The sequence below is a fragment of the Paenibacillus elgii NBRC 100335 genome (assembly GCF_004000865.1).
GTDB lineage: Bacteria > Bacillota > Bacilli > Paenibacillales > NBRC-103111 > Paenibacillus_G > Paenibacillus_G elgii.
This window is the reverse complement of sequence record NZ_BIMB01000027.1, coordinates 1-20456: the sequence shown is the minus strand read 5'-3', so window position 1 is coordinate 20456 and position 20456 is coordinate 1. Positions and strand designations below refer to the sequence as shown.

Genomic DNA, 20456 nt, shown 5'->3' with positions numbered 1-20456 from the left:
ATCCATGAGCATAAAATCGCAAGCGATGATCGAGTCCGATCAGCAGCTTTTCACAAAATCTTGCGGCGTTCGTCTGGCGAGCGTATAGCGGTTTTCCGGCTTGGCAAGGCCCAAATTCCCACGCAGCGTGTCGGACTCGTACTCCTCCCGGTATATTCCCCGCTCCTGCAAAATCGGTACGACCAGCTCGACGAAATCGTCAAGTCCTCCCGGCACGCTCGAATGAATAATAAATCCGTCGGCCGCCTTCTCCTCGAACCACTGCTGAACGAGGTCGGCCACCTTCTCCGGCGTCCCGATAAACTGGCCTTTCGGCGTCGCCGTCTGGAGCGCCACCTGCCGCAGCGTCAATCGCTGCTCCTTGGCCGTCTGCTTGATTTTGTCCGTCGTGCTGCGGAAGCTGTTGCTGCCGACATCGCCCAAATCCGGGAAAGGTTCGTCGAGCGGGAATTGCGAGAAGTCGAAATGGTCGAAGAAGCGGCCCAGGTAATTCAGAGCGTTCTCGATCGTCATGAGGTTCGCGATCTCTTCGTATTTTCGCTCGGCCTCCTCCTGCGTCCGCCCGACGATCGGCCCGATGCCCGGGAAGATGAGAATATCGTCGGCGCTGCGGCCGTATGCGGCGGCACGCGTCTTCACGTCCTGGTAAAAGCGCTTGGCGTCCTCGATCGACTCGTGCCCGGTGAATACCGCGTCAGCCGTCTTGGCCGCCAAGGTGCGTCCGCTGTCCGACGAACCCGCCTGGAATACGATCGGGTGCCCCTGCTTGGAGCGGGCAATGTTCAGCGGGCCCTGTACGGAGAAAAATTGTCCCTTGTGGTCGAGCCGGTGCATTTTGTCCGAATCGAAGAATACACCCGAAGCTTTATCCCGCACGAACGCGTCGTCCTCCCAGGAGTCCCATAGCCCGCGGGCCACCTCCAAAAATTCCTCGGCGATCTTGTAGCGCAAATCGTGCGAAGGATGCTCTTTTTTGCCGTAGTTGAGGGCGGAGCCTTCCAGCGGAGAGGTGACCACATTCCAACCGGCCCGGCCTCCGCTGATATGATCGAGGGAAGCGAACTGCCTCGCGACCGTAAACGGTTCGCTGTAGGAGGTCGACAAGGTGCCAACGAGCCCGATCTTCGAAGTGACCGCGCCGAGCGCGGATAAAATCGTAATCGGCTCGAACCGGTTCAGAAAGTGCGGAATCGACTTTTCGTTAATGAACAAGCCGTCGGCGATAAACACCAGATCGAACTTGCCTTCTTCGGCCTTGCGGGCTTGCTGCGTGTAAAACTCGAAGCTGACGCTGGCGTCAGACCGAATATCCGGGTGTCTCCAAGCCGCCATATTCCCCCCGACGCCGTGGATGATTGCGCCCAATTTCAGCTTTCTTGCGCTTGTCATACCGATTCCTCCCTCGTTCTCCTCGTTTATACGACCGTTTCGGCGAATGCTTCCTTGAGCTGCGACAGCGCCTGAAGCCGCTGTTCGAATTCCTTCAGGGCGAGGATCAAAATCAGTTCGTCCACGCCGTACTTCCGCTGGATGTCCAGCAGCTTGGCGCGCACGGTTTCCTTGGAGCCGTGCACGACGTCGGCATCCTTAACTTCGATCGTATATTTCTCCTCGCTTTGCCGTCCGAATTCTTCCGCATGCTCTACGGTTTTGACGGTGATCGTCCTTCCGCTCTCCAGATGAATTTTCACGAGCTTGGCGTCGGCGGCAAGGCGTTTCGCTTCCTCGTCCGTATCCGCCACAATGACCGACAGTGCGAGAATGGCCTCCGGTCGGGCGGACTTTCGGGGAGCAAACCGGTTCCGGTACGTGTCCAGCGATTGCCGGACGACAGTCTCGTCCCCGTTAATAAACTGCGCGAAGACGTAGGGGATGCCCCGGCTCGCCGCAAGCTCCGCACTGGCCGGCGTCGTTCCGAGCAGGTACAAGTCCGCGGGCTGGGCCGGCAGCGGAATCGCTTTAAGCCCATGCAGCGGATGATCGCCGGGGATCGTATCGGTCAAATGCTGCTCCAGCTCGATCAGCTTATCCGCCAGCGGCCTGCTTTGCCCGGCCGTCTCCTGCTGGAGCGCCTTCGTCGAGCGGGGAAGTCCTCCCGGCGCCCGGCCGATGCCGAGGTCCACCCGTCCCGGGGCGAGCGAGGCAAGCACATTGAAATTTTCCGCCACCTTGTACGGACTGTAGTGCTGCAGCATGACCCCGCCGGAGCCGATACGAATCCGCTCCGTCTGCGCGAGCAAGTGAGCGATCAGCACCTCCGGGGAAGAGCCTGCGACGGCGGCCGAATCGTGATGCTCGGACACCCAGAACCGGTGGTAGCCGAGCTCCTCCGCTTTGCGCGCCAAAGCCACCGTATGCCGGAACGCGTCGACTGCCGTTTTTCCTTCGTCAAACGGACTTTGATCCAAGATGCTAAGCTTCAGCCCCATCGTCCATCCCTCCTGTAATCCGGCTATTGAATTAAATATAATCCAATAGGTTTTGTCGGTTTTATTTGGTTAAAAAAAGTCTATCACCGCCCCCTGTAGTCCGTCAACGGGGTACGTAATAGAGGATTTCTATTCTTATATCGAACAATTCGATTTAAGCATTTCGTTTCCAATCGATCTCCCGGCTGAGCTCCAGCACCATTTTGCCGAGAGCCGAGCCTTCCCCTTTGAGCGAAACGAGATTGGTGCGCAGGGTGATGCCGGCGAGGGAAGGAATGTCGACCGGCCACAGCAGCCCTTCCTTCACTTCCTTACGCACGCACAGCTCCGGCAGGAAGCTGATTCCCATTTCTTTCAGCACCAGCTTCTTGGCCGTCTCCAGGTTGTCGAGCTGAAGCTCGATATTCGGCGGGCGGTCGAGCGTATCGAACAGCCGGTGAATTTTCATCCAATCAAGGGCTCCACATTCGAAAAACACGATCGGCTCGCTCCCGATCTCCTCCAGCGCAATGCGGTCCTGACTCGTAAACGGATGCCCCTGGTATACGAAGAGGCGGATCGGGTCCTCGTAGAATCGGACGGAGTCCACATGCGGGTGCGTAATGTTGCGCACAAGCCCGACGTCCACTTCCTTGTTCAGCAGCTTTTCCAGGATCAACTCGCTCGAAGCCGTCACTAATTTTAACTGGAGATCGGGGTATTTTTGCTTAAAGAGGGGCACCAGCTCCGGGATCATATAATTGGCTACGGATACGGTGCAGCCGATCCGAAGCTCGTGAGGCGCGGCGTTCATTTGCCGCAGCTGCTGCTTGCCTTTCTTGTAGGTCTGCAGCACTTGCTGGGCGTAGGGCAAAAACTGCTTGCCCTTGTCCGTCAGCGAGAAATGTCTGCCCTCCCGATCGAAAAGCTTGACGTCCAATTCGCGCTCCAGCGACTGGATTCTGGCGGTAATGGACGGTTGGGACAAGAACAATGCGTCGGCCGCTTTGTTAAAGCTGTTGAAATGAATGACATAGACGAACGCCTCGAGATTCTCAATATTCACGAGCGCTCCCTCCTCCTTCCAGCTCTTGGCGAACTTGTTAAAAATCAATATATCACAAGTATTCCATTAGGAATAGTGTAATTTATGTTCGAACGAAATTGACGAACAAAGCAATATCCGTCAATTGTAGTTGAGTTTCCGCCATTTCGGCAGATGCGCAAATCCGTTAAGCTATAGGAAAGGCGGCCTGTTTTTTCCAAGCGGTCCGAACGGCGGATTCGATCCGAAAATTGGCGGCGTTTAACGAAAACGCTTCCGACGTGTCGTCTTTGGCAGCACGGTTCGCGAAAGGGGTGACGGTTCGAAAGTCCGCAGCACAACCGGCCGGCCGGTGCGGAACTTTGACAAAGCTTTACAGTCTATAAAGCTATTCATTCGAAAGGACGTGTTCTGATGTTCGTTAGAAAATACGCAGTACTCTCATTAGCATTTATCGTATGCTTTGCCTTTCTCGCTTTCGAAGCGCCCGCGCATATCGCATGGGCTGCGACCAAAACCGTACCTCCCGGCGACGTAGCCGCTCTGCGCAGCTATTTGGCCGGCGCCCAGCCGGGTGATATCCTTGAAGTATCAGGCACGTATGCCGTATCGGACGGCACGATTGCGACGTCGGTCAACGGTAGCGCGGGCAAATATATTACGATCCGGGGAACGGGCAGCGGCGCGGTCTTCAACTTTACCGAAACTGCGGGCAATGCGGCTTTTCATATTAAAAACAACTATTACAAGCTGGAGAACATCACGATTGACTCGAATGCCAAATCGAACAAAGGTATTCTGATCGAAGCCTCGCACGGCTATCTTACGAAGGTGACGGTGAAGAATACGCTGGGCGAGGCTTTTAAAATCCGCAAAAACAGTCAATACTGGCTTCTCGAAAACTGCACGGCGGAATCTACCGGGCAAAGCGGGAAATTCGGGGAAGGGTTCTACGTAGGGGATGCCGATCAGAACTGGCAGACGAAGCCGGATGCGGACCGGAGCGGCTACATCACGTTCCTGAACTGCAAGGCCATTCTGACCAAAAACGACGGATTCGACTTCAAGGAAGGCACGCACCACATCAAGGTGATCGGAAGCACGGTCGATTTCAAAAACACCGTGCTGGAGTCCACCTTAGGAAACAACGGCTTGTTCATCCGCGCGAACAACGTGCAGGTGATCGGTACGACAGTAAAAAACAACGCCGGGACCGGCCAAGCTTTCCGCGCCAACAAAATGACCGCTTCCGACGGCGTATCGTACGGCAGCAATCTTGAGCTCAAAGCCGTGACCGCTTCGAATCTCGGCGGCGCGATGATTCATACGAACTTCGGCTCGACGAAGCTGTATTCGGATTATACGATGACCGGCGTCGCGGGAGGGCTTAAAACGTCGGGCTCCGCCACGATCACCACCGTCGCGCCGTCCGCCTTCACAGAGATGACCTGGAACGGCGAGGGCGGTGATACGTACCAGTAAGATTCACGAGCAAAGGCCAGCCATTCGGCTGGCCTTGAGCGGGTATCTACTGTAGGAGCGATAGCGTTCGCCTTTGTCTGCGGGAAATACCCGCTATTAAGCGGCTTCAAATCAAATTTCCCGCGGACCCGGGGTCCCCGCAAAGTAATCGGATTAAGCTTCCTCGATTCAACTTCACTTTGTGGGGTGGAGCAGCGACCGGAAGTAGATACCCCGCCACCTCCTAACCTCTATTACCTCATTGACCACTTTCTCGATAAGCTCAACCTGCCGCCTTCAGCTTGCCTTGGATCTTATCCTTCCTTCCGAAGCCCTGTTGACCCAGGAAAAGCATGGTCAGCAAGGACGATTTGGACATGAGCCAAGCGGCCCCTAACGGAAGCAAGACGCCGGCCAGCGTAAACACAAACGAGCCGTACTCCAAGCCTAAGCCGTACTTTAGCACGATATTGATCGGAATGTGCAGGTACATGATCGTAATGGTCACGGTTCCTAAAAACGCCAGAGCGGACGATACCGGCCAGCGCGATATCCAGTAGCACAATTGAAGCACGACAAGGACGCACGCCAGCGGAATAATAAGATCCAGCACCGGCTGGGTATAAAGCTTCATCTTCATATCCATTCGGAAAATCAAGATTTGTTCTTTATCAAGAACAATAGCAGCTGCCGAAATGAGCACCGCTGGAATAAACCAGATCCCCCCCTCCAATCCGGCAGCCAACTGGGACTTAAAGGTATAGCCCAGAAAAAAGAACGCTATCGCCATAAGCGCCACATCCGCATTCCAAGGGATGTCCACTTCGGCCAAAGGCGTCATGCTGACGAAATGAGCGGCGATATAGGACATAAGCACCGCTGCCGCTTGTACCTTAACCGGATATCGGGTAAGAAACCCCATCAAAAGATGCACAAGCAGCAAACAGGTGATGAACCAGAAGACGCCGTACCATCCGCCTAACACCGTTCCTCCGTAAATGAGATTCCAAATATCGCGGGGAACGGATAACGGATCTCTCAGCTTGGCTGCGACCAGCATTGCAATGACAATCCCATAGGCGAAATAGGGAATCATGAACATTCGAATACGTCTCAGCGCCCACGATATGTACTTGTCCGGCATAACGCTTTTGAACAAAAGCCCGCTCACCAGAAAAAACAACGGCATACGGAACCAACCGAGATAATCGTCGATCAACTCATTCCCCGAATGCCCCAATACGACCAGGATGATACTTAACCCCCTGGATACGTCAATCCATTTTCTGCGCTCCTGCACGACCGTTCCTCCTTCCAGTTTCGTAACCCTGCTAAAACGATACTAAATTTGGAAGGAGGATAAAATAGGTTCATTTGTCGAAAACTGTAGGTCTTCCGAATGGGATGTGGACAGCCACCGGAAGCCACTCCCCAGTCAGACGCAGAAAGCTAATCCGAATGGCTTATTCATTTTACTGCCCGTGCAGCCGATAATCCGCCACCCGATCCTCGCCTGCGCCGAAGCGGGTCAAATACACCTTGCCTTCGCTCCCCCGTACCGGAATCGTGATCAGATCGAACGCCGTTTCGCTAACCGTCCCCTCCGTCCGGGCCGGAGCCTCTTCGAAATCTTGCTTCGTATACGCGTTCAAGGTGGAGATGACGCGAATGCCGTCTTTGAGCAGCATTTGATCAAAATGCACATGGCCGAAAAAGCTGGCGATCAGCCCCCCGGGACCCTGCTGGGAGTAATCGGCCTCCACGTCGTAACCGAACTCCCCTTCGCGGGATGAACGGTAAGCCGTACCGTTCCGGAACGCTTTCATAATACCCCACATCGCTTCGTCGTTCTCGATGCCGTGATCGCCCCCGAATACACCCTCCTGCAAAGCAGACGCGTGCGAGAACAAAACGACGCGCCAGTTCTGCGCATCAGCCTTGCTGCTGAAGTCAAACGCTTTATGCGCCACCCAGTTGAGCTGCCTGTCCGAGAAGGCGTACTTCCACTGGCCGTTAACCTGCAAATTCCCCTTTTCCGTCACGCAGTAAGGGATGTCGATGATGTTCAGCACGACAATCCTCACCCGCTTCTCCGGGATGTCGCAGAAATAGTACAAGCCCAGCGGATGCTCCGGGTCCAGCGTAACGGCGTCCTGCCGTTCTTGCACGTATAAGTCAAAGCTGTCCCCCGGAAAGACCACGTGACCCGCGCTCCCCGGATGATGATAGAAGTCGTGAATCGAATTGTCGTCGTGATTGCCCTTGAGCGGCAGCACCGGGCATGCCGCTGCCGACAGCTCGCGCATAATTTCACGCTGCGACTCCATAAAATCGTCCAGCGGCCCGTTCAAGCTGTGGTCGCCGCCGCAGACGACCGCGTCAAGCGGCAGCCGGCGCGTCAGCTCTTGAATGGCCCGGGCCGTGCGAAGCTGGTTCCCGCCTTTCCAGTGATGAAGATCGGTGACGAAGAGAAGACGGAGCGCTTCTTCCTGCGGCAGCTCGTCCCATCGCTTAACGACACGATCCATTTCGGCGTTCATATAATCGGGCAGCTGCGGCCCGATCTTCGTTTCGTAGACGGTTTTCGTTTTCATGTCCAGCGCTTCCCTTCAAGTCGAAATGAGGATATCGGTTACCCGGAACTGGCGATCATGACGATCCCTGCGACGACGATGACCGATGCGGCGAGCCTTCTTGCCCCCTGCCGTTCTTTGAGCACGGTCAGGCCCAGCAGCGTGCCGAAAACGATGCCGATTTCCCGCAGCGGCGCAATATAGGACACTTGAGCATGCCTCATCGCGAGCAAAAACAACAAATACGAACCCGGAGACAAAAGCGATCCGAGCAGCACGATCTTCCCCTGCCCGCGCACCGCTCGTTTCAATCTCCCGGAAGACAAAGCGGCCGGGGTCAAACCGAGTACGAATCCGATATTGGAGACGGCGAGAAGCGACAGTGGCGACAAATACTGTAAATTTTGCTTGTCGATCAGCGTGTAGCAGGTAATGCAGAGTCCGACCGACAGCGCGAACAGGACAGGCTTCCAGACCGCAGGCCCGCGTTCCGTTTCCTGCTTCCGCCCGCTCATGACGACAAAGCCCAGAAGCATGCAGCCGATCCCCAGCCACCCCCAGGGCGGTAACGATTCCCCCAAGAAGAGGACTCCCGTCGCGGGAATGAGCAGCGTGGACGTTCCCCGCATCACCGGGTACACCTGCGACAAGTCCCCCAGCTTGTAGGTATGGGACAGCAGCAGAGCGTAAGCGCTTTGCGCAAGCAAGGATGCAACGATGAAAAGAAAGGCTTCGGCCGGAATCCCCGTCCGGATAAGCTCAAGAACAAGGTAAGGTATAAGTCCGAGCGTCGTAGGCATGAAGATCGCCCACAGAAACGCGCTTTTATCCTCGCTTTGCTTGGCGAACAAATTCCACACCGCGTGCGACATGCCCGATCCGATCACAAGGAGCAATGAAAGTAAAATTTTCAAGCACCTCCCGAGATTTTCAACTTTTCCAACATAATAACACACATATACACACATTTACAACGACTTATATTATTTTCTCCACAAACCGAACCCGCCACAGCCAAAACAAAAAGTCCCGGACAAGCTCCGGGACTTCAGGCTTACTGCTTATTTGCCGGGACGGTTTCGTCTATTTATAGACGATCTCGACGCCGTGCTTTTTATATTTGTTCACGATAGCCGGATCGATGTTCGAATCGGTCACGAACCGTTCGATCTCCGCGCAGCCGCACACTTTGATCAGCGAAACCGCCTCGAACTTGCTGCTGTCGGCGAGCGCAATCGTCCGTTTGGCGTTCTTCAGCATGATTTTCTTCATCTGCACTTCGCCGAGACCGTAGTCCGTGACGCCTTCGGTCAACGTGACGCCGCTCATGCTCATAAAAAATAAATCGGCATGGAACCGGGAAGCGAACTCCTCGGCCAAATCCCCGATCATGCCCTGCTCTTCGTTGCGGATCACGCCCCCGATCAAAATGATCGTATATCCCGGCATATGGACCAGCTCGTTTGCGATCGGCAGCGAATTCGTAATGATCGTCAACCGTTCGATTTTTTTCTTCAGCGCTTTGACGAATTGCGTATTGGTCGTGCTAACGTCAAGGGCGATGGACTGCCCCTCTGTCACATACCGCGCGGCAATTTCGGACAGCTCGTTTTTCCCGTCCAAATGGACCTTTTCCCGGACGGTCATCGGAATCTCTTCGCGGTAATCCCACTCCTTCAGGATCGCGCCGCCATGGACGCGCTTCAAGTACCCCGCCTTCTCCAAATGCTCCAGATCGCGCCGGACCGTTTCGAACGATACGCCGAACAGCTCTATCAAGTCTGACGCCTTGATCGACTTCTCGTGGTTTATTTTTTGAATAATCGCTTGATGCCTTTGCTCAGCGAACAACCCGCTCCCTCCTCTCCGTGAAATGACGGGCACGCCGCACTTCTCTATGCAAGTAGTCTACCATAAATAAAAGCAAACACAAACATTTGCACATCGAACGGCATTCCGCTTACGGAAGGAAACGCCCCTCCTAGAGCATTTGTATGACGGTATCCGTTTCTGGATACAAACGGGATTACCCTTCCACGCAAAAAAAAGCAGCGGTCTCCGCTCGGGAGTCCGCCGCCATACGGGCCGCAGCCTATCAGGCAATATTCAGCTCGGTCAACACTTGAAGAAAGTGCCGGCGCAGCTCGCGTCTGTCCGCCTCTTCCATGAAGCCCGCTTCCAGCCCGTTTAACAGCAGCTTGCCGATCTCTACCGGGGTAAACCCGAACTTTTCCGTCAGGATATAATATTCCTTCGTGAGATTCGTGCCAGATACCGTGAGATTGTCGGTGTTGATCGTCACCGGTATTCCTTGATCGAAGTATTCGCGGATCGGGTAAGCATCCCATCCGGAGACGGCTCTCGTCTGAATGTTGCTCACCGGACACATTTCAAGCGGAATCTGCCGCTCCTTGACCAGTTCCAGAACAGCAGGATCTTCCTTCATTCGGACGCCATGCCCGATCCGGGCCGCCCCCAGACAATCGACCGCTTCGTACACACTATCGGCTCCGGCCGCTTCCCCGGCGTGGATTGTCACCGGCAGCGCTTTGCGGCGGGCCAGGGCAAACAGCTCGCGATGAAGCCGGGCAGGGTATGTCCCTTCGTCGCCGGCCAAATCCACGCCCACGATCCCTCTGCCTTGGAAACGCGAAGCGGCTTCGATGACTTCCATATTATCGAGCTGCCCATGATGCCGCAGACAGCAGACGATCCCGTTGGCTTTCACGCCAAACTGCGCTTCCCCTTGGTTCAACCCGGTGATGACGCGGGCAATGACTTCATCCAGCGTCATGCCGCGATTGCGATGCAGCTGCGGGCCGAATCGTACCTCGATATAGCGGCACCCGTGCACCGCCGCCTGCTCCACAACCTCGAACGCCACCCGTTCCAGAGCTTCGTGCCGATGCAGGAACCGCCCGACAAACTCGAATTTCCCGAGGTACGCCCGCAAGCTGTCGCAAGGCTCATCAACCTGCATGTAAGGAATCAGGCCTTCCGGCGTATCGGCGGGCAGCCGGATTCCCTCCGCGGCGGCTAGCTCAAGAACCGTCTCCGGCTTGACGCTGCCGTCCAGATGCAAGTGCAGGTCAACCTTCGGCAGCAAGCGCAGCCACTCCATACGGTCGCTCGTTTTCATTCCGTTCACCCTTTCCCTTTACTTTGTTTATCTCCTCAGTTCAGTTATTGAGTTATACTATATGTCGGCGTTATGTGAATGTCAATATAACTTACATAAATTGCATGCAGCTTATTTTTTTCGAAAAATCTGACATTTATATAACACTTAAAAAGTCGGCAACCGACAGGCTCATCGCAATTACAGTAACGCTTTCCCGATCCGGCTTTTCTTCGTGCTTCTCATGACATCCTCCTCAGGTTTAATGAGAATTTATTCGCCCAAATCATTGGACAAAAAAAGCCGTGCTCCAAGAGCACGACTTCCTGCGTTCGCCGCACGAATAAAGATCAATCCATAAAATCTTTCAGCCGCTTGCTGCGGCTCGGATGTCTGAGCTTGCGCAGCGCCTTGGCTTCAATCTGCCGGATACGCTCCCGGGTCACACCGAATACCTTGCCCACTTCTTCCAACGTTCGCGTGCGGCCGTCATCGAGTCCGAAACGAAGTCGCAGCACGTTCTCCTCCCGCTCCGTAAGCGTGTCAAGCACATCCTCCAGTTGCTCCTTCAGCAGCTCGTAAGCCGCCGCGTCCGCCGGCGCAAGCGCCTCCTGGTCTTCGATGAAGTCGCCCAAGTTTGAATCGTTCTCCTCGCCAATCGGCGTTTCGAGCGAAACGGGCTCCTGCGCGATCTTCATAATTTCCCGTACTTTATCGGGCGTCAAATCCATTTCCTTCGCAATTTCTTCCGGGGTCGCTTCCCGGCCAAGCTCCTGCAGCAGCTGTCTGGACACGCGTACGAGCTTATTGATCGTTTCCACCATATGTACCGGTATCCGGATCGTTCTCGCCTGATCGGCAATCGCACGCGTAATCGCCTGACGAATCCACCATGTAGCATACGTACTGAATTTGAAGCCCTTGGTGTGGTCGAACTTTTCCACCGCTTTGATTAACCCCATGTTGCCTTCCTGTATCAAATCAAGGAACAGCATGCCCCGGCCGACATAGCGTCTGGCGATACTGACGACCAGACGGAGGTTGGCTTCGGCCAGTCTGCGCTTCGCTTCTTCGTCTCCGCGCTGAATCCGTTCCGCCAGCTCGATTTCATCATCCCCCGAAAGCAAGGGCACCCGTCCGATTTCCTTTAAGTACATACGCACAGGGTCATTGATCTTGATCCCCGGCGGGAGCGACAGGTCGTCGTGAAGCAGTTCGTGTTCCTCGTGCTCCGGTCTGAATGCGGGGTCCTCTTCCGGTTCCCCGCCTACCTCGATGCCCAGCTCGATAAGCTTCTCGACGAACTCGCTGATTTGTTCCGGATCGGGATCGAACGGAGCGAGTTTCTCCGTAATTTCTTTGTAAGTGAGCGAAGCTTGCTCTTTGCCTTGCGCGATGAGTTGCTGTTTCACCCGATCTAAGGTAAGCTCTGTCTCCGCTTCCTTGTGCTGATCGTTCGCCATATGCTGCCCCCTCTTCTCCGAACCCACTCTTTATTAAATCTTGACAAAGCCGTGAAGATGTGATAGTATAATATTGGATATTAGTGATGAATATCACATTTTTTCAACTGCTAACCGTCATTCTAACACAAAATCCATCGAAATTCAACTCCTTCTATAGAAACCGACGTTCGCTCTTGCGGACGCCGGTTTTTTGCTTTTACCGTATCCGACCGGAGATGCAGGAAGCCTTATTCCGGCTTACGGCGGCAAGAGGAAAACGGCCCCGCCCGGGTCTCGGGTCTAGCCTTTCCCCATGAGAAAAAGGAGCCCCGCATCTGCGGGGCTCCTTCGCTCCTGTTCCATCGTATGCTTGCTGTTTCCGTTAATTGATCCACTGGGCAAGGGTAAGCCAGCGGCTGATCATCACGGCGGCTTCCGCCCTGCTGGCCTTTCGATTCGGAGCATAGCTCGTATCGGTGAAGCCGGTAATGACGCCTGCCTTCACATTTCTCGCCACCCCGTCTCGGGCCCATGAAGAGATACTTTCACGGTCCCGGAAGCCCTGCAGCATCTCCTCAGCCTTGTCAGCATACCCGTCCGTCTTAAGGCCCGAAAGGGTCATCGCCCGGGCAATCATAACAGCCATTTGCTCCCGCGTCACCGGCGCATCCGGCCGGAACGTGCTGTCGTCGAAGCCGCCGATCAATCCGGCCTCCAGAGCGGCTTCAATCGTTCCGGCATGCCAATCGGCTCCGGCCACGTCTTTGAACCGTCCTTGCGGTGGTATCGGCTGCAAGCCGAGCGCACGCGTCAACAAAGCCGCAAACTGCGCCCGGGTGATTTCCGCATTCGGGTTAAAGGAACTTTCCGTCATCCCTTGGACGAGCAGCTTGGCCGTTAGCCGGTCGATTTCCTTTTCCGCCCAATGTCCGGCTATATCGGGAAACTTCCCTTTCTCCCGGACAAGCACCATGTAAGTGCCGTTCATCCGGCTGAATACGGTCGCCTGACCGCCGGAGAATACCGCCGGGACGAAGCTGATCGAACCGTCCGGCAGGACACGGATCACCGTCGTTTCATCCGGATTTGCCGCTCCCTGAAGTGTGATCGTCCTCGGAACGTAAACGGAGAAAACATTCAGCGACGCGGCAGATCCACCGGTACGGGCCCTTACGTCGAAATCCATAATCGGGGCTATAAGCCGATAGCCGGCTTCCGACGCTTGCCGTTTGAAGCTCTGCAGCCTATCGGGGTCCGTGACCGGCCTCATCGTCACCGAGATCGTCAATTCCTTGATACCGCTCCCGAGCTGCTTGGCGAGCGACGACAGATCGACGGCGTCAGGAGGTAAAATATACCCGGCTTCCGCACCTTGCAGTACGATCCTTTTCCCAGCCGCCTGCGCGGCCGCCACAATCGATTCCGCAGGCAGATCGACGCGGATCGAACGTTTGCCCGCTTCATGCGAAGCGTCGATTGGCAGCACTACGTCCGTCCCGCGGGCTTGGGCAAGCGCCCCGGCGAATGCCTCTCCGCGGACGGTTAGCCACAGATCCGGCTCAGCCGCCCGGCTGTTGACTTCGAACAAGCCTGGTCTGGCAGCATCCGGCTGGCCCGCAGGCCCAGGTCCCGAAACGCTTGGCGCCGTAGTGGCGGGCGTCGGCGAACTTGGAGCGGAGCTTCCGCTCTCTTCCTCTTCCGGACGTACCCGGACCTTGCGTACGACTTCAAGCGCACGGTTGCCGGACGAATCCTCGACCTGATAGCGCAGCTCGTAAACTCCGGGCTTGCGGGAATCGATGGTCCCGACCACCCGAATGCGGCCGCTGATATCCCCGTCATAGTTATCCATGGCTACAGCGCCCGGATCGACGAAGGAGGCGCCGTAGCTTATAGACATCTCCGGCTCTCCTCGCAGCGTAATGACCGGCGGGATCGTATCCTTCACCCGTACCGTACGGGTTACGGGAATCGCCGGATTTCCGGCCCGATCCGTCACATCATATTGGAGCACGTAGCTTCCGAGCCGCGTTACGTCGACATGGCCTGTTACCGCGATCCGGCCCGTAAGGTCACCGTCCTGCGGATCGAACGCCTTGGCTCCCGGATCGACATAGGCCGTACCGGCCTGCCAATCCAGCGGATTTTCGCCAAGCAGCACGATATAAGGGCTTTCCTTGTCCACGACATGAACGGTGCGGACGGCTTCCGCCACATTGCCGGAGCTGTCGCTGACGCTGTAACGGATCATGTAGATTCCCATTTGCTTCGTATATACGCTGCCCGTCACGGTCATCCGGCTCGTTAAGTCGCCGTCGTAATTGTCCATCGCTGTCGCGCCGGCATCGGTGTAGGAGTCTCCCAAAGCGACGATGGCCGGGTTCGCTCCCCTGATCGTGATTACAGGCTTCGTCGTATCGACAACGTGCACGATTCTTGTCGCTTCCGCGGTATTCCCCGTCCGGTCCGATACGCGGTACCGGAGCTCATAGGTGCCAAGCTTGGCCGAATAGACGCTACCCGTCACGGTCATTTGCCGGGTCAGATCGCCGTCCTGCGCATCCAGAGCCTCAGCGCCCGGCTCCGCATAGGGGGTGCCAACTTCCAGCAGCATCGGATTGTCCCCTTTTAACGAAATGACCGGCTTCCCCCGGTCGATCCGGATTACCGCGTGGGCTTCAGTGCTCCGGTTGCCCGCCGCGTCGACGGCCAGCGCAAACACCGGCGTCTCTCCATCCGAGCTTACTTCAACCGGGGTGCCCGGGTATTCCGCCCAAGGTCCGTTCGCGCCTTGCTTCACCATATACTTCGCAAGACCGCTTCCCGTATCCGAGCTGCCGTAAACCTCGAACGTGACGGGACGGTTCGTCCAGCCGCTTTCGCTTAGCGACAAGATCGGCACGTTCGGCGGCGTCCGATCGATACGGATGATCGCGCTAGCCTCTTCGCTGATCAAACCGACCCGGTCTATGGCCCGGGCGAAAACGGCCGTTTCGCCTTCCGATTCGACGGTCACCGCGGTGCCCGTGTAATCGGTCCAGCTCCCGCCTTGGCCGATTCGATACTGCAAGCGCGCGACCCCACTGCCCGCATCCGCACCGCCGCTCACGGTAAAGGTAACCTTATCGTTTGTCCAGCCTGTCGCGCTTGGCGCCAAGACCGGGGCGGTCGGAGCCGTCCGGTCGATCCGAACGACAGTATACGCCTCTTCGCTCACGTTGCCCGCTTCGTCCGATGCCCTCACGTAGACGGGCGTCTCGCCTTCGGCACTCACGGTGAAGCCGGTTCCCGGAACATCGGTCCATGCGCCGTTCGGGCCCAGCTTGTACTGATACTTGACTGTCCCGGAAACGGCATCCGTGCTTCCGTAAACGGCCACCGTCACATTCCCGGTCGTCCAGCCGGGTGCATCGGTTGTAACGAACGGAACCGTAGGTGCCGTACGATCGATCCGGACCCGAACGGCAGCCTCCCCGCTGACGTGGCCCAGCCGGTCAATCGCACGTGCCGTAACCGTCGTTTCGCCTTCGGCGGTAACGGTAACGGAATCGCCGGGAGTCACATCCTGCCAAGGGCTGTCCGGCCCCAGCTTAACTTGGTATTTCAGCAGCCCGCTCAGGCGGTCCGTGCCTGCGAAGTCAACCTTGACGTCCCGGCGGGTCCATCCGGATTCGCTGACCGTAACCGTCGGCGCCTCCGGGGCGGACCGGTCGATTCGGACGATAGCGGACGATTCGTCGCTCACGTTGCCCGCTTTGTCTATGGCGCGCACCCGGACCTCGATTTCACCTTCCGCTTCGATCCGAAGCTGACCGGTATATTCCGTCCAGTCTGCGGTCGCTCCGCCGCTGAGCTTATACTCCAGACGCTGCAAGCCTGACAATCCGTCCTCGCCATAGACGGCGACGGATACGCCAGGCGCATCAATCCAGTCGGACGTTTGCGGGGTCACGACCGGAGCGCTCGGCTTGGTCCGGTCGATTAGTACGGTGAAGGCGCTCTCCTCGCTTACATGATTCAGCTTATCGACCGTCCGCGCGCGGACGGTCCAGCGTCCTTCTTCCCGGATCGTCAGGGGCGACACGTAAGGGGCCCAATCCGATATGACGGTGCCGTCGGAGGCAACGAGCCGAACCTCGGAGCGCAATACGCCGATTCCCGCATCCGCGCCGTCCGCCACGGTAACCGTTACCTGCTCCGCGCGGGTCCAGCCGGAAGCATCCGCTGTCACGACCGGGGGCTCCGGTCCAAGCCGGTCGATCCGGACCGTCTTGGCACTTGCTTCGCTGACTTCCCCCAGCTTGTTCCAAGTTCTCGCCTCGACCTTCGTCTCTCCGTCCGCTTCAATCGTGAACGGCGCCGTGTAGGTCTGCCACAAGCCGCCGTTCAGCCGGTATTCCGTGCGGTCCACTCCGCTTACCGCCGGACTTTCCGCAATCGTAACCTGAATAGGCTGCTCGCTCCACGCTTCCGAGCTGACCGTGATCACCGGCGCTTGCGGCGGTTGATTGTCGATCACAATCGGATTCGTCGTCACATATTCCGACAAGCCGTATTCGGTTCCTGCCCGCACCCGAAACTTGGCGTCGGAGGTATTGACGCTTGCGGGTATATCATAGGTGAATTCAGTACCGGTCACCCGATCTCCAATTTGCGTCCATGCGCTCCCGTCGTAAAACTCCACCTGATAGTAGCGGTCGCTGCCGAGCCCCCACTCCGGGGGTGTCCACTGCAGCGAGACAGGCCCTTTTTTTCGAGGGGACGACGGAGTAGCAACCGAGCCAGGCGTCTGTGGCGCATATTGCTTCAAGACCCATTTCAACTTCGGTTTGTAATTGAAGCCTTGCGCTTGGGCGGCAGCCACCGACTGTCCGTTTTTACGAACGGCGACGGCGTGAGATTGACGGCGGATCGAGACCTGAATGATATCCGTCCACTTATCCATTTCCGCTTGAATTTCGGGGAACACATCGCCTGCCGTGACAACCTTGCCGTCCTTCGTAACGCCTGCCGCAACCGAGGAGCCTCCAGAAATCCATACGATATCTTTCCATCCGGATACGTCGGGACCTCCCGTCGATACGACCGTTCCGTCGGCTCGAAGCCCCAAAATGAAAGTATCGCCGGCAGCGATCTGCACGACATTGGTCCAGCCGCCGACATTTCCCTGCCCATAAGCCGTGTTGCCCTTCATGACAACCTTGCCGCTATTGGTCAAACCGACCGTGAACATATCGCCGGCGGCAATCTGCTTGATGCCGGACCATTCCGACAAATCGCTGATTTGGCCGTAGCCGTTCATCCTGCCGAGGCCGACGACGGTTCCGTCGTTTTTCAGCCCCACCGTAAAGCAATCTCCTGCAGCCACAGACTTCATCTGCGTCCATTGCGTCGCTCTTTGGGTCAAGTCGTCGCTGGAGTAGCAAGCGGTGTCATCGTTTTTCCCCGCCGCATACACCCTTCCGTCCTTCGTGACCGCGACGGCATGCTTCAGTCCCGCATCGAGCGACGCTACGTCCGTCCAGCCCCACACCTTGAAGGATTGGACTTGACCGTCACCGGACACCGTTCCATCGGGATTAAGCCCCAATGTATAGTCTAGCTGGGTGACGATGTATTTGGGCAGCGGATGGGGCGGGTAGCCCTCTGCCGCTATCGCCGGCCGTTCGCCGCACAGTCCGGCCAGCACCAACACCCCGGCAGCCGCCAGAATGACCGCGGGCCGGCCCCGTATTCTTCCGTTCCATGATTGCGACAACAACGTGTTCGACAACTCCTCTCCGCCTGTGAATGATCAAGCTAACCCTAACAGCATAACGCGGAGAGTTTAAAACCGGTTAAAAACGGAAAAACTTGCGGAATCCGCCCGCCCTCTTTTTCCCCGTCCCTAATCGAACGTTAGAACAACTTTGCCGCGCCCGTGCCCGGTTTCGACTTCGCGGTGGGCATCGGCGGCTTGGTGCAGAGGGAATGTGCTGCGAATGAGGAGGCGCAGCTTGCCCTGCTCGTACAGATCGGCGAGTTCCGCCAACCGGGCAGCCGACCGCTGGCTGCGAATCGGGCGGATACCCAATTCCTCGGCCAAGTCGAAGCCGACGAGGGTACCGATGCGCTCCCGGTTCCGGACCCATTCCACCGAGACGCGCAGGGCGTCGCCTCCGGCCCCGTCAAGCACCGCATCGATTCCATGCGGAGCGAGAGCTCGCACTCTGTCGGCCAGACCTTCTCCATAGGCGACGGGTATGGCGCCGAGCGAACGCAGGTAGTCATGGTTGCGCTCGCTGGCGGTGCCGATGACCGTCGCTCCCCAAGCCTGGGCCAACTGCACGGCGATCGTACCGACAGCTCCTGCAGCGGCATGGATCAATACGGTGTCACCATGACCTGCACCAATCTCCTTCAGCCCGGTATACGCCGCTTGTCCTGCCCCGGACAGGCCGCCCGCCACCTCCCAAGGCATGCTCTGCGGTTTGACGACGATTTGACTGGCATCGACCGTCACATACTCGGCATAGCAGGTCAGCATTTTGTAACCGATCACCTCGCTGCCGATGGCAAAACCGGTGACCCCTTCCCCGACTTGATCGACAACCCCGGCGAATTCGTTGCCCGGGATTTGCGGGAACTGTACCGTTATACCGGGCGGAGGGCTCCAGCCGCTTCGCAGCGCCAGATCGAACGGCTGCACGCCAGCCGCCTTGACGCGCACCCTCACCTGCCCCGCTCCCGCTTGAGGATCGTCAAATTCCATCGTTTGCAGCACATCCGGTGTACCCGGAGAAGAAAACGCCGCTGCTTTCATACCAAACCCCTCCTCTTTTTTATCGCCGCCCGCAGGAACGGTCCGTTCCCGCGCAGCTTCTCTTTGTGCCTATCCACAAATCTTTTTCCGCGGAATTTGCCCGCTTGCAGCATTTATTTTATACTGGAACATAAATAAACAAAAATACATCTTATCTCATAGATTATATAACCTTGAGTATATGAATGAATGGGAATGAAAAGGAGTGAACGAGGATGGAACTGCTGCAGCTCCATTATTTTCGCACGGTCGCCAAGCTGGAGCATATGACGAGAGCAGCGCAAGAGCTTCATATCGCACAGCCGGCGCTCAGCAAAACGATTTCCCGGCTGGAGGCCGATGTGGGCGTGCCGTTGTTCGACCGCGAGGGCCGGCAAATCCGGCTTAACTCGTTCGGCAAAGCGTTTCTGGACAAAGTGGAAACCGCGCTGAACGCGTTGGAAGAAGGCCGTCGGGAAGTGGCCGATATGGCCGGCAGCGAGCAGGGAAGCATCAGCTTGGCCATGTCCACGCTGAATCGCCTGACGGACCCTTTAAGCGCGTTTTTGTCGGTTTACCCAAATGTGAACTTTCGCATGACCCAAGCTTCCATGGATGAAATGGCACAGTTACTCGAAGCCGGAGAGGTCGATTTTTGCTTTTCGGCGATGCCCATCGAAGGGCCGGACATCGATGCCGTGGCTATCCTGCATGAAGAAGTGTATCTGGCCGTGCCTCCGGGGCACCGTCTGGCGCACCGTGGCAGCATTGCGTTAAGCGAGGTAGCCGATGAGCCGTTTATCGGGTATAAGGAAGGGTTTATTTTCCAAAAGATGAACGATGCGTTCTGTCGCGAAGCGGGGATCTCGCCGAACTTCGTCTGCCGGGTTGACGAACCTGCCGCCGTAGCAAGCTTGGTACGCACCGGGTTGGGCGTCGCTTTTGCAGGGGGATGCAACATTAACGCAACCTCCGTGCCGCTTACGCTGCTGCATATCGAACAGCCCGTATGTCAGCGCACGTTCCAGCTCGCATGGCATGAGAAGCGTTATTTATCGAAGGCGGCCCGCAACTTTCGCGATTTCGTCGTCGACTACTTTACCGGGCAGCAGAAGCAGGTCGTGACACCCAAGCTGGAAGCCGCCGTTAAATAAAGATAGAAAAAAACCGTCCGGACATCTCCAGACGGTTTTGCTTTACCAATCGATATCATCTACCCAAGAAGCCCGGACTCCCGCACTTGAGCGTAAAAGTTCCCGAACTCCTCAATATTGAGCTGCTGGGCGGCATCGGACAATGCCGTGGCCGGGTCCGGATGCACCTCGACCATGACCCCGTCGGCACCGGCAGCTAGAGCCGCTTTCGCGCATGGGGCAAGAATGTCTTTGCGTCCTGTGGAATGCGTGACGTCGACCAGCACCGGCAAATGGCTTTCCTGCTTTAGGATCGGCACGGCGGAAATATCGAGCGTATTGCGGGTCGCCTTTTCGTATGTGCGAATGCCGCGTTCGATGAGCATGACCTGCGTGTTGCCGCGAGCCAAAATATACTCGGCCGCATGCAGGAATTCGTCGATCGTCGCCGCCAGCCCGCGCTTGAGCAGAATCGGCTTGCGCACGTCGCCC

Annotated in this window: 13 protein-coding genes and 1 pseudogene; 2 read left to right on the top strand and 12 right to left on the bottom strand. The window is 56.9% G+C overall.

Annotated features, from left to right (window positions below; translation table 11 throughout):
• Positions 1 to 39: 39 nt before the first annotated feature.
• The 3 genes from PEL01S_RS19670 to PEL01S_RS19660 all read right to left on the bottom strand — a co-directional run bounded on the left by PEL01S_RS19670 (position 40) and on the right by PEL01S_RS19660 (position 3474).
• Complete coding sequence (locus PEL01S_RS19670) at positions 40 to 1389, bottom strand: LLM class flavin-dependent oxidoreductase (protein ID WP_127461508.1); 1350 nt, start codon at positions 1387 to 1389, stop codon at positions 40 to 42.
• A 26-nt stretch (positions 1390 to 1415) separates the two neighbouring features.
• A complete protein-coding gene (locus PEL01S_RS19665; RefSeq protein ID WP_063179372.1) occupies positions 1416 to 2429 on the bottom strand; it encodes an LLM class flavin-dependent oxidoreductase in 1014 nt (337 codons plus the stop codon).
• Positions 2430 to 2583: 154 nt separating this feature from the next.
• Positions 2584 to 3474, bottom strand: coding sequence for a LysR substrate-binding domain-containing protein (locus PEL01S_RS19660; protein ID WP_127461507.1), 891 nt, complete (start codon positions 3472 to 3474; stop codon positions 2584 to 2586).
• 393 nt (positions 3475 to 3867) lie between these two features.
• Here PEL01S_RS19660 and PEL01S_RS19655 point away from each other — a divergent pair, with 393 nt between their 5' ends.
• On the top strand, positions 3868 to 4935 hold the full coding sequence (locus PEL01S_RS19655) for a right-handed parallel beta-helix repeat-containing protein (RefSeq protein ID WP_127461506.1): 1068 nt from the start codon (positions 3868 to 3870) through the stop codon (positions 4933 to 4935).
• Positions 4936 to 5197: 262 nt separating this feature from the next.
• Here the strand turns inward: PEL01S_RS19655 and PEL01S_RS19650 are convergent, their stop codons facing one another.
• The 8 genes from PEL01S_RS19650 to PEL01S_RS19615 form a co-directional block, all read right to left on the bottom strand.
• On the bottom strand, positions 5198 to 6214 hold the full coding sequence (locus PEL01S_RS19650; protein WP_063179366.1) for an acyltransferase family protein: 1017 nt from the start codon (positions 6212 to 6214) through the stop codon (positions 5198 to 5200).
• 172 nt (positions 6215 to 6386) lie between these two features.
• Positions 6387 to 7508: a metallophosphoesterase family protein gene (locus tag PEL01S_RS19645; RefSeq protein ID WP_127461505.1), complete on the bottom strand. Its 1122-nt coding sequence runs from the start codon at positions 7506 to 7508 to the stop codon at positions 6387 to 6389.
• A gap of 38 nt (positions 7509 to 7546) precedes the next feature.
• Positions 7547 to 8401: a DMT family transporter gene (locus tag PEL01S_RS19640; protein WP_239551354.1), complete on the bottom strand. Its 855-nt coding sequence runs from the start codon at positions 8399 to 8401 to the stop codon at positions 7547 to 7549.
• Positions 8402 to 8570: 169 nt separating this feature from the next.
• A complete protein-coding gene (locus PEL01S_RS19635) occupies positions 8571 to 9338 on the bottom strand; it encodes a DeoR/GlpR family DNA-binding transcription regulator (RefSeq protein WP_127461504.1) in 768 nt (255 codons plus the stop codon).
• 244 nt (positions 9339 to 9582) lie between these two features.
• Positions 9583 to 10626, bottom strand: a complete 1044-nt coding sequence (gene add, locus PEL01S_RS19630; RefSeq protein WP_127461503.1) for an adenosine deaminase — start codon at positions 10624 to 10626, stop codon at positions 9583 to 9585.
• 329 nt (positions 10627 to 10955) lie between these two features.
• On the bottom strand, positions 10956 to 12068 hold the full coding sequence (gene rpoD, locus PEL01S_RS19625) for an RNA polymerase sigma factor RpoD (protein ID WP_127461502.1): 1113 nt from the start codon (positions 12066 to 12068) through the stop codon (positions 10956 to 10958).
• 364 nt (positions 12069 to 12432) lie between these two features.
• Entirely contained in the window at positions 12433 to 17823 is a 5391-nt protein-coding gene (locus tag PEL01S_RS19620; RefSeq protein WP_127461501.1) for an OmpL47-type beta-barrel domain-containing protein, read from the bottom strand.
• Positions 17824 to 17937: 114 nt separating this feature from the next.
• A complete protein-coding gene (locus PEL01S_RS19615; protein ID WP_127461500.1) occupies positions 17938 to 18852 on the bottom strand; it encodes an NADP-dependent oxidoreductase in 915 nt (304 codons plus the stop codon).
• 215 nt (positions 18853 to 19067) lie between these two features.
• Between PEL01S_RS19615 and PEL01S_RS19610 the strand changes: the two genes are divergently transcribed.
• Positions 19068 to 19985 carry a LysR family transcriptional regulator gene (locus PEL01S_RS19610; RefSeq protein ID WP_127461499.1) on the top strand — a complete coding sequence of 306 codons (918 nt, stop codon included), beginning with the start codon at positions 19068 to 19070 and terminating at the stop codon, positions 19983 to 19985.
• Positions 19986 to 20044: 59 nt separating this feature from the next.
• Here PEL01S_RS19610 and PEL01S_RS19605 read toward each other — a convergent pair.
• Positions 20045 to 20456, bottom strand: a pseudogene (locus PEL01S_RS19605) (bifunctional 3-deoxy-7-phosphoheptulonate synthase/chorismate mutase); the annotation flags it as partial.